Raw genomic sequence first — 13,503 nt, 5'->3', positions numbered from 1 at the left:
CTATTATATTGTTTGAATATTATTTAGGAGGTATAAAGTATGAAGATAAGGCGAAAGTATTCATTTTTTAATTCATTTTTACTAGTTTCTTTACTTTTGGGATTGGCTTTCTTATTGCCGAGTTCTAAAGTAGCAGCAGCGGAGATTGACTTACCTATTAACCAATCTGTTTCTGGTGTATTAAGCAAGGGAGACCCAAGTCAAACCTACAAAATTGTATTGCCAGAGGCAGGAAGACTATCATTCAATCTAATTTCGTATGTAGATAAATATACTAATTTTAATTTATATAATGAAAAGAATGAAAGTGTGTTCAGTGATTATTCAACTGGAAGTTCGAAAAGTCCTGCTAAATATTCGAAAGCAGAGGATTTGGAACCAGGTACATATTATCTTAAAATTTATGATAGTAGGAATGATGGTGATAGAGGGAGTTATACTGTTCAACTTTCATTTAATCCAGCAAAAAATATAGAAGTTGAACCTAATAATGGTACAGTTGAAGCTCAAACTTTAGCCTTTAATAAGGAGATTGTAGGCTTTCTATCTTGGAATGATTCGGTAGACTTCTATAAAATAACGATTCCAAAATCAGGAAGTTTAACGATTGATTTATCATCGTATGTTGATAGATATACTAATATAGTTCTAATGGATGAATCAAATGATTTGGCTATTGATACTTATATTGAGGGAAGTTCGAAAACTCCTGCTAAGTATAAGAAGTTTATTAATTTAGAACCAGGTGTATATTATTTAAAGATTTATGATAGTCGTAGCGATGGTGATACTGGAAAATATCAATTAAAAACGTTATTTACTCCAGTTCAAACTACAGAAATAGAGCCGAATAATGGAGTAGTAGAAGCACAGGCTGTATCTTTTAATAAGTCATATACAGGATTTTTAGCATGGAATGACTCGGTAGATTTTTATAAAATAAACGTACCTAAAAGTACAACTGTAAATATTAACCTTACATCATATGTAGATAGATATACAAACGTTCAATTGTTTGATAATAATAATGAAGACGTTTTATCTGAATATATAGAAGGTAGCTCAAAAACCCCAGCAAAAGAAGTATTTTCACTTAATTTAAATAAAGGTACATATTATTTAAAAGTATATGATAGTCGTAATGATGGAGATACTGGTAAATACACATTTACTATTACTGCACCAAGTCTAGCTCCAGCGATTAGTTTACAGCCGGTGAGTAATGCATCAACTCTTATTGTTGGTAAAACAAGTGCTAATACGAAAGTAACTGTTAATATTAACAATAAATTATATACACAAAACTCGAATGCAAAAGGTGATTTTTCAATCAAAATACCAAAGCAAAAAGCAGGTGTTACGATTAGAGTAAGTGCTGCTAATGCGTATGGTAGTAAACTAGTTAGTACCAAAGTAATTGATAAAACACCACCAGCAGCACCAAGTGTAAACAAAGTCACTTCAAAATCGACTGTGGTTACAGGTAAAGCTGAAGTTGGTGCAACGATTAGTGTTTATAATGGAAGTAAACTATTAGGTAAATCCACTGTGACAAGTAAAGGTACTTATAGTGTAAAAATAAAACAACAAAAGAAAGGTACTACTCTAAAAGTTAGTGCCACTGATAAAGCAAATAATAAAAGTAAACAAAAAGTCATTAAAGTACAGTAATGAAGAAGAAAACGCAGATGTGACAATATATCAATTGTCCATCTGCGTTTTTCTATTGTAGTCTACTTTCTACTTCCTGACATACTTCATCAGCTGATAATCCATGTGCATTAATAACGGAACCTTGCATTGACGTATCCTGCATACCCATTACATTTTGATCCACACCTGAAATCACACAACAATCACAGTTTTGTGAATCGCTTTCTTGTTTTAACTCAACTACATCGTGACCTTTGTCGCGCAAAGCTTGTTGTACAGATGACAAAGATTGTTCTACACCAATTTTAGCCATTTAATCCACCTCCTCTTAATGTAAAATGTCCATTTGGAAAATAATTATTCGTTATTATGGAAAAGTTAGTAAATTTTTCATGGTTAATATAGTAAAAATTCTAAAAATAATATAAAATGTAAATATTTATGATATTGTTAAGAGGAAGATATATGAATATAAGAAGGGGAGATTAATGTATGGGTTATCAAACAAAGACTTTCCGTAAATTTGTCGCAACTTCTGTAACAGCAACTTTAGTAGCTACTGCGGTAGCTCCATTGGCATCTGCTGCTGCTTTTACAGATGTGAAAGCAGAATATAGAGAAGCTGTTAACTATGTTCATTCAAAAGGAGTTCAAGGTTTTTCTGAAACTGAGTTTGGCGTGTATCAACCAATTAAACGTGTTGATGCCGCAGTAATGCTTGTAAAAGTATTAGGACTAAATATAAATAGTGCACCTGCATCTGGATTTAAAGATGTACCTAAACGTGCCGTCAAATATATTAATGCTCTAAAAGCTGCTGGTATAACAAATGGAACAGGGCCGACAACTTTCAATGCTAATGGTTTAATTACTCGTGGTGAATTGGCAGTATGGATTCAACGTGCTTACGGTTTTAAGGGAACATCAACGATCTCTTTTACCGATGTACCGAGTTCTATAAAACCTGCAGTAACAGCATTGGTCGATTATGGTATTACGAAGGGCATAACAAGTACAAGATTCGGAACGGAACAAAATGCGAAACGCGGTGATTTTGCTAACTTCCTATTAAGAGCTAGTAAAGCAGAGAAAGTAGAACCGGAAGTACCTTCTATTCCAGAAGAGATAAGTATTTTAAGCGCTAAAGTCATTTCTGATTCACAAGTAGAGGTGAATTTCTCTGCTGATGTTGATTCTGCAGACGTTGATAATTTCACAATCAATGGTGCGAAAGTAACTGCCGTTAAGCTAAGTAATAATAAGAAAACAGCTACGCTTACGGTAAGTGGCTTAGAGTATGATACAAGTTACACAGTTAGAGTAAAAGGTATTAAGCGAAATGGTGTAATTCAATTTGGATTATCAGCTACTTTTAAAACAAATCCTGCAACTAATGTATGGTCTCTTTCGATTACATCAAAGCCAGGAACACTTACAGCCAATAGAGCAACACACACAGAACTAACCTTTCAACTAGTCAATAAAACAACTGGACAAGTAGATCGTAATGCAAACAATATTGATTTAGAACTTGCAAAGTCATATGGATCGCTTGCAAAAACAAAAGTTACAATTAGAAATGGAGAGGCTACAGTTATTTTAACCACTCCGCCAGTAAATCAAAATCTAACCTCTACTATTAGCGCGAAAGTAGTAGATGCACCTAGTGAGTACAAAGCTCTTATCAATACATTGACTGGATCAATAAATGTACCAATTAGTGCGACTTCATCAATAAGTGATAATACTCCTTTTACGATTAAGGATGTTAAAGGCTATTTCAATGGCAACAATTCAGATACAATTGAAATTACTTTCTCTGAAGGTGTTCAATACAATGGAGAAAGCAGTGATGCAACGAATCGTTTGCAGTATACGCTGTATGGACAAGCGTTACCTACGTCTACAAGTATTACCTACAAAGACAGCAACAATAATTATAATGATGGCTATGATACGGTAGTTTTAACATTACCGGATAATACGTTATCAAAAACGATAAATACTAGCCATATTCTATCTGTTAATAAAGAAATGTTTTCTTATGATTATTCTCTTATTTCAGGAGTAACCGATAAGTATTTCTATGTACAAGATACTACGAGTAATAACAATAACTTAAATGAAGCAGGGACGTATTGGGGAGATGTAAACGTATATCCAACCGGATCTTCATATACTACTTATGGGCCTTCATCAGGATTACGTACGGTTAATGGTAATGTAACCATTGATGGAAATGCATCAAGCTATATAACACTTAGAAATATTAGAATTAATGGGAATCTAACGATTAATACTCCTAATGCTTCAGTAATTCTTGATTCTTCAGTAGTAGTTACGGGTACAACTACGATTCAAGATGTTGCTTCAAATACATTTACAAATCGAGGTCAGCTAGGAACAGTATATATTCAAGATGGCAATGGAACACGTTTTGTAAATGAATATGGTGGAAGCGTTGGGACGGTAAATATAAATACGTATGGTACTGTTACGCTAGATGGGAATATTCCAAATGTAAATGTAAATCAAACATCTACGCTTTATGTAACAGGGAATATAACAAACCTTCAAGTATATGCGCCTGTTACAATTAATGGGAATGGTAAAATTAGTACTATTGGTGGGTCTCATACTGGATATATAAGTGGTAACAATCCACATATCCCAAATGCGAATGATCGAACACGAGCAATCAATGAATTTAACACAGAGAAAAATAGAATAAGTAGAGATTATACAGCTGATAAAAGTTATCTTTATACAGAGTCAACATGGAACGCATTGCAATATGCTTTGTCGTATGCTTTGAATTTTGATGTGAATAATAGTGCGGTATGGGAGATTAATAATGTTAAGAATTCTCTTATTCAAGCAGAAACAAACTTGGTTCGGAAAGATCAGGGTTTAGAAAGTGCTAGAAGTCTATTAAGAACAACTATAGCTACGGCAAATAATTTATTAAGTACAGCTGTAGAAGGAGACAAAGCTGGAGAATATCTACTAGGTTCTAAAAGTACACTTGAACAAGCTAAAAATATAGCTGATAGTTATGCTAATAATTCTAACAATCTATATGAATTAACCAATGCGAATACAGATTTAGATGCAGCTATACGAACATTCGAGGCGCAAAAGGTTACTGATGCACAAATATCTAAAGCCAAACAAGACTTACAGGCTAGTATACTTAGTGCACAAAGTATTTTTGAAAATAATAAAGATAAACCTGAACATAAAGATTATTTACAAAAGTTATCAGAAGCTATAAATAAAGGCGATGCACTTTTGCAAGATTCTAGCCCATCTTTATCAGCATTACAAAATGTAAAAAAAGAGATAGATGATGTAGTATCAGTATTTCCGCAGTCTTAAGGTTGTACAGATTAGGGGAAGAATATCAAGAGGTAGTTCTAGAGACTTTTTAGTATAAGAAATTAAGAGTCTTAAATTCTTATAAAGAACATTTTTATAAAAGATGTAACAAAAGCACTAAGTAAAGCGTGACCACTTAGTGCTTTTTAGTATGAATTATGAAGGATTTTTCCTTGATAGGAATATAATTAACTCCTTATTGGATAAAAAGGGAGAATTTACTAAACTTTTGAGTAGAATGTACGATATATAGGTTGTCTATGCAATTTAATCAATATTTTCAAATGGCGAGTATGCCTTATACATACGTTACATAATCTTAGGAGGGAATAAGTGTGAAACGAAAGCGAAGTAGAGTGGTCACATCTTTAGTACTATCTTCAGTAATAGCGTCTTCAACATTCATGAGTGGATTTGGAGTTGTAAATGTAAACCCAATAGTAGCAAGTGCAGCCGATACGGTTGAATTTAAACTACTTAAGGATATCGGGGCTATAACTAACCAAGGTAATAATCAAGTAGTAGGCCAATTAAGTAAAAAAGGGACAGTGGATGCGGTCATTAATATTGCAGAAAATGGGACTATAACAGAGAACAAGTCTGTTATTTCAGGAGGTGGACCGGTATCGACTGATGACAATGGGAATTTTAGTTTTACAATTGAGCAATTACCAGTCAATACAAAGATTGTTTTTAAATTTAATGATACAGAGACAAACAAACAGTTTACTAAAGTAGTAACTGTACAAGATATAAATTCTCCGGAATTAGATGTCGATCCTCCAGAGATACGACAGGTGGATATTAAGAATACAAGTAAAGTCATTAAAGGAACTGTTAGTGAACCTGGAACGGTAACAGCTACTCAAGGTAGTAAAGTAATCGGTACGACAACAGTTAAAGCATCTGATAAGGATGCGAGCGGAAACTATCCTTTTACAATTACGATGAATGATTTCCAAAAGGAAGGTGCTGTAATAACACTTCAAGCGAAGGATACAGCTAAGCCAACTCCGCTGGAAAGCGTCATTGTTAATGCCAAAGTTGAAGTTGAAAAGGCTAATTTAGATTGGGCAAAGGCACCTTCCATTACAGATGCTATGACGATCGTAGAAGGACAAATAAATCGAGCAGCTAAAGTTCAGTTTTTTAATGAAAAAGATAAGGCTTTAAATGCTACCCCAGTTACGACTGATGCATATGGTAAGTTTAAAGTATCTATCAGCAAACAACCAGCAGGAACGAAAGTAAGAGTGAAAATTACTGATTTTGCTGGGAATATTGTCAATAAAACAATAGAAGTAAAAGATCAAACAGCACCTGTTTTCAAAAAGGTCAATACTGTCTATGATACTTCTAAATTAATAGAAGGTCAGTTGAGTGAAGCAGCTACAATAACTGTGGAATTACCTTCAGGTCAAAAGTTGACTCCTATAGATACAGAAACAGATGGAACGTTCAAAATTCAAATCACACAACAGACAAAGAATGCAAAGATTAATCTAATTGCGGTAGATTCAAAAAATAATGAAAGTAAACCATATACAATAACAATTAAAGAAGATAGGGTCGCTCCTAAGCTTATTGATCCAAAAAAGATTGTTATTGATGATTCTAAAGCAAAAACAAAAGTGACAGGACAAATTAATGAACCAGGAAAAGTAACTGTGAAGGATACAAGTGGCAATGACATTGTTACGAAAAAACCGACCGATGATAGTGGGAAATTCACAGTATATATTCCTAAACAAGTTCCAAACGCTAGATTAACTTTCATATTTGAAGATTTGAAAGATCCCAAACCGAATCAATCAAAATCTACTGTAACAGTAACTGATGTGACTAAGCCTGTGATTGTAGATCCTGGTATTTTGTCAACTTCTAGTAAAGTTCTTTCGGGTACTGTGAGTGAGCCTTCGATAGTAACTGCTACAAGTGGTGGGAAAGTGATCGGTAAAGTGACTGTGAGTGAGAAGAATAAGGTAGCTGATGGCAAGTATTCTTTCGTTATTACACTAAGGGCGTTCCCAACAGAAGGTACAAAAATACAGCTTCAAGCCAAGGATTATGCAAAACCGAGGGGATTAGAAAGTGCAATTAAAGTAGTAACAGCAAGTAAAGATACAAATCCTCCACAATTAGTGGGTAGCTACAAAATTTCAGATACACAAACATCCTTACAAGGGCAAGTTGATAAGTCAGCGAATGTACAATTATTTGTAGGGTCTACGCCACTTAATACAAAGGCAGTACAAACAGATAAAAACGGTAAATTTAGAATCTCTTTTAAAAAACAACCTGCAGGAACAATTATAATAGTAGTCACTAGCAACCCTACAGATTCAACTATAAAAAGTAAGAAGTATATAGGTGTATCAGATGCAACATCACCAACTATCAAAAAAGTGAATTATGTATACGACACGTCTGATTATGTTACTGGACAAATCAGTGAAGCGGCAAAAGTTACGGTTACCACAACTACGGGACAAACTTTAACAGTAGATACAGATAGTCAAGGGAATTTTGAAATTAAATTGCCTTCTAAATTAGCAAAAGGCGATAAAATTACAGTGACAGCCGTAGATAAAAATAAGAATGCTAGTAAACGAGGAACAACTGTAACTGTTAAAGAAGATAATGTAGGGCCGGTATTAATAGAGCCGAAAGCTATTGTGATAGATGATTCTAAAGTTACTAAAGTTAGTGGGAAAGTTAATGAAGCTGGTACATTAGATGTAACTGTTGATGGAGTATCAATCATTAATAATAAAGTAGACATAGGAGCAGACGGTACATTTACTGTAGATGTTCCACGACAACCAGCTAATACGAAACTAACATTTGTATTTGAAGATTTGAAATCTAATCAATCTAAAAAGCTGGTAGTTGTAAAAGATGCAACACCACCAGTAATTAAATACGCCCAGATTAGTATGGATGGTAGTAAAAAAGTAATCATTGGTACGGTGAGTGAAGCTTCATATATAACGGCTATGGTAAATAATAAATCAATTGGTAGAGTATCTGCGAAGAAAGTAGCAGGTAGTACAGATTATGAATTTAAGATTAGTCTAAGTAAAAACTATCAAACAGCAGGTACTGTCATAAACCTTAGTGCCAAGGATTATGCGAGACCGAAAGCTTTTGAAAGTTCAATTAAAACAATTACGGTTCAATAGTTTTTGGTGGTTAGTATAAAAAATGAGATTATAAGAAGGAGATCAAGAAAGAGTCTTGATCTCTTTTCAATAGAAGATTAACAAAGTTGTATCTTTCATATACTGAAGATTCTAAGTAAAATAAAAGTTGGATATATTTGTATATTAGTACAAAAGTCTTTGTTAGGATAATTATTTATATGATTTTAGTACAGTAAACGAAAAAGAAGCCGATAAAAGAAAAGAAAGACTAAAATTTTCGAAGGAAAATAATAATCCAAAGCTTGTAACATCTAATGCTATGTTACATGTTTTTTTGTTTATATAGTGAGGAGATTATTGGGTAAATAAAGGGGGAGAAACATTTATGACCAATCAATCGAAAAGAAATAATAGATTCATTGCATTGTCAGTTAGTGCAACCTTAGTAGCTACTGCTGTTGCACCAGTTGGAGCATCAGCATTCTCGGATGTTGGACCTTCATATAAAAACGCCGTTGACTATTTGAAATCTAAAGGAGTCAAAGGATTATCATCTAAAACTTTTGGCGTGTATCAGAATATTAAACGTGTGGATGCAGCTGTTATGTTTGCGAAATCTTTAGGCTTAAATATTTATGCTGCACCACCATCTGGATTTACGGATGTTCCAGCAAGAGCAGAGCCATATGTAAATGTGCTTAAAGCGGTAGGTATTGTGCAAGGAACTTCAAAAACTAAATTCAATTCTAATAGTCTTATTTCTCGTGGAGAAATAGCATTAATGCTTCAAAGAGCTTATAACTTGGAAGGTACGTCGACAACACCGTTTACTGATGTAACGCCCTTTTATAGTAGTGCTGTTTCAGCATTATATGATTACGGCATTACAACAGGTGTTTCGGCTACTCAGTTTGGTACAAGTCATCCGGTAAAGCGTGGAGATTTTGCTAATTTCCTATACAGAGCTAGCAAAGTTGCTAAATATGATCCAAATAATCCATATGTTCCAGGAAAGCCAACGAAATTTGGGATAAGTAGTGCGAAATATATATCGAAAACGGAAGTCGAAGTTACATTTTCAAAACCAATTGATAATGTTAAGGTGCCTCAATTCGTTGTACAAGGTACTAGAGTAACTGCGGCAAAATTAGCTAGTGATAAGCGTACGGTTACATTAAAGGTAACTCCTATGGATTATAATAAGACTTACACAGTAATTGCGGAGGGCATCACGGTAAATAAAGAGACTCAACCCACTGTGAGAGCGTCTTTCAAAAGTGAAGCTACACCGCCAGCTTTAGCGATTTCATCTGTGAAATTTAACAAGCTAACGGAAGTAGAGGTAACTCTAAATAAACCTGTTGACAGTGTTAAAGTTGATCAGTTTTCAATTGATGGCGTTAAAGTAAAGAGTGCGAGATTAAATTCAGATAAACGAAGAGTAACGCTTACTCTCGAAAATCTACAATATAGTAGAAGTTATCGAATTAATGTAGATGGCGTCACTATTAATAAGGAAGTGCAGCCTGCGTTCTCATATACATTTACAACACCAGCTGCTCCAAATGGTGCGGCCATTACGGGTGTTAAATTTATTAATTTAACACAAATAGAATTAACATTTGCAAAACCAATTGATAGTGTAAAACCAACGAATTTCATTATGGATAATGTTACAGTAAAATCTGCTAAATTAAGCAGCGATAAATTAAAGGTTGTTCTTACACTTGATGTCTTACAATATAGCAAAACATATAGTATTAAAGCAGATGGGCTTACTGTAAATAAAGAGAAACAAGCGCCATCAACATATTACTTTGCAACCCCTGTTGCACCACCTGGAGCTACAATTGACACTGTAAAGGTTTTAAATATGAAAGAAGTCGAATTGACATTCTCTAGTGATATAGATCCAGTTAAAACAACGAATTTTAGTATTGAGGGATTGAAAGTAAGGTCGGCTAAATCTACGGGTAAACGTACAGTTCTATTAACGCTTGATGGGATGAATTACAATACTGTTTACAATATTAAGGCTGATGGAATAACGGTTAATAAAGCAAAACAACCATTAACTACTAGATCATTTGTTAGCCCAACAGCTCCGGCTAGTGCAATTCTTACAATTGTAGAAGCGAAAATGATAAGGTCTAATGAAATTGAAGTTAGATTTAATAAATCGGTTGATTCGGTTAAAGAAACAAACTTTAATATTCCAGGCCAAGTTGTAAAGAGTGCCAAAGTACAAAGTGATAAGCGTAAAGTAGTTGTAACAACACTAGATCCTTTAGAGTATGGTGGGAAGCTATATACAATCAAGGCTTTAGGAATAACGGTTAATAAGGAATTACAATCAACAGCTACGAAAGATTTTGTGTCACCTAATAGTCCTATTGGTGGTTTCTTAGCGATTTCGAATGTCAAATACTTATCGCAAAATACATTAGAAGTTGAATTATCCACTGAAGTAGACAGTGTAAGACCAACGAATTTTACAATTGAAGGTAAAAGAGTAACAGGTGCTAAGTTAGATCAAGATAAACGAACGGTTACTCTTACAGTTAGTAATTTAGACTTTTCAACGGAATATAACCTTACCGCTGAAGGAATTAGAGTGAATAAAGATATTCATCCAACAACATCTAAAACGTTCACTACACCAGCGATTAATGAAGTTTGGGGTATAAGGGTAAGTACGCAAGAAAGTGTGAAATTACCTGATAACTCTACGGAAAGACTAGTTACATTTGAATTGATAAACAAAATTACTAAAACAGTTGATACAAAAGCTAATGGAATCCTTCTTGAGATATCAACTAGTGAAGGTAATTTTGATAAGCGCCAAGTGACAATATCAAAGGGTACAGCAAGTGCCAAATTAAAGGTCCCTCCAATTTCAGAAGATAAAACTGCAAAAGTTACAGTGCGAGTGGTGGATACTCCGATTGCTTATGAAATGTTGAAAGAGCAGACGGAACAAATTGATATCCCATTATATAGTACGACTGACGCAACTCCGTTTTATGTGAAGAGTATTGGTGGTAAGAGACAATATAATAGTGATAAAGAAGATATTGTTTCAATAACTTTCTCAGAAAGCTATGATCCTAGAGAAATCAATGATTTAGGTAATTTTATTCTTAATAATGAAAAATTGCACAAGACATTTGTAACTGAAGAAGGAGATGTCATAAAAGGTGCTAAGCTAGAATTTAGAGATATTGATAATAATACAGCCAATGGTACGGAAATACTGGATATTATCCTTCCAGAAGGTAAGCTTAATGATGGTATTAATACGCTTGAAATTCTACCTAATTTCAAATCAAAAGATCAAACTATGCTTACAGGAGACATGATTCTAAGTTTCTCTACAAAACTTACAATTGCAAATAAATTGAATGAATCAGGACTCCATACGTTCACAGGTGTATTAGAAATTGAACCGCAAGAACAGGTTGAATCATACGGACCTACAACGGGTGGACCAAGCATCATTCAAGGTGATGTAGAGTTTGTTAATACTGGAAATATTAAAACGAATGAAATTAAACTTAATAACATTACGTTTGAACAAAACGTAACTATTGCATCTCCAGTTCTTAAACTGGTTTTCGGTGACAAAGTGAAGTTTGATGAAAATAAAGATAGTAGATTAATACTAAACTGGTCAGATATTGGAACTTCCGCCAATTCTCGTACTGTAGAGAATAATGGTCAACTCAATAATGTTTACATTGAGAATAAAGGCTTAATTCAAGATGGTATTACAATCGAAAACAAGAATAACGGTAAAATAAAAAATATTACAATCAATACAGGCGGAACCGTAACATTAAAAGGCGACGAATTTGAAAACGTATATGTTAAAAATGGCTCGAAGCTAATAATCGAAGGTCACGCTAAAAATGTAGAAGTTGACGGTGGTTCTACTGTTGAAATGTCCAATAATGGTAAGGCAGATGTTATAAAGACGATTTCGTTTGCAAATTCCGCTGATGCAACCGTTAGAGTAAATGGAACGGGAGCTGTAGGAACTGTACAGGTAAATGCTAGTCATTCTACAATAGAAGGAACTGGTTCAGTAGACACAATACAAATGATTGCACCTAGTTCTACAGTAAATTTAAAAGGAAAGGCGAAAACTCTAGAAACAAGTGTTGCAAATTCAATTGTTAATCTTGATGGAAGTCTTGATACACTCATAGCGAAATTGAATTCAACTGTTGCCCTATCAGGAAATGGTCAAATAACAAAAATTTACGAAGAGGTACCAGGTTTAGTAACAGTTAATAATCCTAACTTCCCAGCACCTGAACCTATTCCAACACCTTAATGTTAAAAGCCTGTAGCATCTGCTACAGGTTTTTTGAAAATTCTTCTATAGAAAAGTCAAAAGAAGCACTATGCTCCTATTTAGGAACTAAGTGCTTCTTTCGTTATCTTCCTTACATTCACTGTTGAGACCAGATCTTCATCAACCATTTCCGTTAATACATGCTCAAGGAAATAGTCGACACATTTCAAATCAATATCTTTAATAGCGATAACAGAATCGCGGTATATATCAACAAAAACGGGTTCCGCATTACCTCTTTGTATTTCAGTAAAGGCTTCGTATATTTGATCTACTTTATCGGCAACAGCTAATATCTTCCCTTCAACCGTATCATCCTTACCTTCTTTCAGCTTTTCATGATAAATCGCTTGGAATTCTTCAGGGAATTCTGTCTCGATAAACTTGGCTGTCATGCCTTCTTCTACTTTTTGTAGCATGGTACGAAGTTCAGGTGTCCAATATTTAACGGGACTCTTAATATCACCGATGAATATTTCTGGATAATCGTGATTTAATGCTTTCTCATAAAGTAGCTTCCAATCTATTGTTGTACCGTTTAGTTCCTCAACCGTTCCTAGAAATTGTGCATATTGTGCCACTTTGAAAGAATGACTCGCAACAGTATGTCTTTCAAACATAAACTCTCCTGGACAACGCTCGATCCGCTCTAACTTTGTTAAGCTCTTAAAATATGTGTGAACTCCCACTGTAACCACTCCTTCTTTCTATTATTAATAGTATTGTACAAAAAAGTTTCTTGTTATCATATCTTAATTTCATAAAAAATGTCATCTCTTAAATCTTGGAATTTGTACATTTAGGAGGAGAAATACATGGATGGGTATATGAAAATAGTGAAAAATCATTAAGTGGAGTGCTAAAAATTAAAAAATTTTTAAAAAAGAATTTTTTGTGAATTTTTTATTTTTCTATTAATATTTTCAACTTCGTGCCGAGAGTGTTGTCAAAACCTACCTTAATATTTTTCAT

General features: G+C 34.0%; 6 protein-coding genes. 4 read left to right on the top strand and 2 right to left on the bottom strand.

Annotated elements, in window-relative coordinates; genetic code table 11:
• The first annotated feature begins 39 nt into the window (after positions 1 to 39).
• On the top strand, positions 40 to 1,671 hold the full coding sequence (locus V7014_RS16680) for an Ig-like domain-containing protein (RefSeq protein WP_335508567.1): 1,632 nt from the start codon (positions 40 to 42) through the stop codon (positions 1,669 to 1,671).
• A 52-nt stretch (positions 1,672 to 1,723) separates the two neighbouring features.
• Here the strand turns inward: V7014_RS16680 and V7014_RS16675 are convergent, their stop codons facing one another.
• Positions 1,724 to 1,966 (bottom strand): YkuS family protein, encoded by a 243-nt coding sequence (locus tag V7014_RS16675; protein ID WP_335508566.1) that lies wholly within the window; start codon positions 1,964 to 1,966, stop codon positions 1,724 to 1,726.
• A 179-nt stretch (positions 1,967 to 2,145) separates the two neighbouring features.
• Here V7014_RS16675 and V7014_RS16670 point away from each other — a divergent pair, with 179 nt between their 5' ends.
• From V7014_RS16670 to V7014_RS16660, 3 genes are all read left to right on the top strand, one after another.
• Positions 2,146 to 5,031 carry an S-layer homology domain-containing protein gene (locus V7014_RS16670; RefSeq protein WP_335508565.1) on the top strand — a complete coding sequence of 962 codons (2,886 nt, stop codon included), beginning with the start codon at positions 2,146 to 2,148 and terminating at the stop codon, positions 5,029 to 5,031.
• Between the two features lie 335 nt (positions 5,032 to 5,366).
• Entirely contained in the window at positions 5,367 to 8,213 is a 2,847-nt protein-coding gene (locus tag V7014_RS16665; protein ID WP_335508564.1) for an Ig-like domain-containing protein, read from the top strand.
• A 346-nt stretch (positions 8,214 to 8,559) separates the two neighbouring features.
• On the top strand, positions 8,560 to 12,510 hold the full coding sequence (locus V7014_RS16660; protein WP_335508563.1) for an S-layer homology domain-containing protein: 3,951 nt from the start codon (positions 8,560 to 8,562) through the stop codon (positions 12,508 to 12,510).
• A gap of 80 nt (positions 12,511 to 12,590) precedes the next feature.
• On the opposite strand, the gene V7014_RS16655 is transcribed toward V7014_RS16660, so the two are convergent.
• Positions 12,591 to 13,220 carry an HD domain-containing protein gene (locus tag V7014_RS16655; RefSeq protein ID WP_335508562.1) on the bottom strand — a complete coding sequence of 210 codons (630 nt, stop codon included), beginning with the start codon at positions 13,218 to 13,220 and terminating at the stop codon, positions 12,591 to 12,593.
• Positions 13,221 to 13,503: the final 283 nt, after the last annotated feature.

Source organism: Bacillus sp. JJ722 (genome assembly GCF_036963345.1).
In the GTDB taxonomy this organism is placed as follows: Bacteria; Bacillota; Bacilli; order Bacillales; family DSM-1321; genus Bacillus_AD.
This window is presented reverse-complemented; position numbering and strand designations above follow the sequence as displayed.

Excerpts from the sequence above, each read along its gene's own strand:
- V7014_RS16670 (WP_335508565.1), top strand. The coding sequence starts at position 2,146 with ATGGGTTATCAAACAAAGACTTTCCGTAAATTTGTCGCAACTTCTGTA.
- V7014_RS16660 (WP_335508563.1), top strand. The coding sequence starts at position 8,560 with ATGACCAATCAATCGAAAAGAAATAATAGATTCATTGCATTGTCAGTT.
- V7014_RS16675 (WP_335508566.1), bottom strand. The coding sequence starts at position 1,966 with ATGGCTAAAATTGGTGTAGAACAATCTTTGTCATCTGTACAACAAGCT.
- V7014_RS16680 (WP_335508567.1), top strand. The coding sequence starts at position 40 with ATGAAGATAAGGCGAAAGTATTCATTTTTTAATTCATTTTTACTAGTT.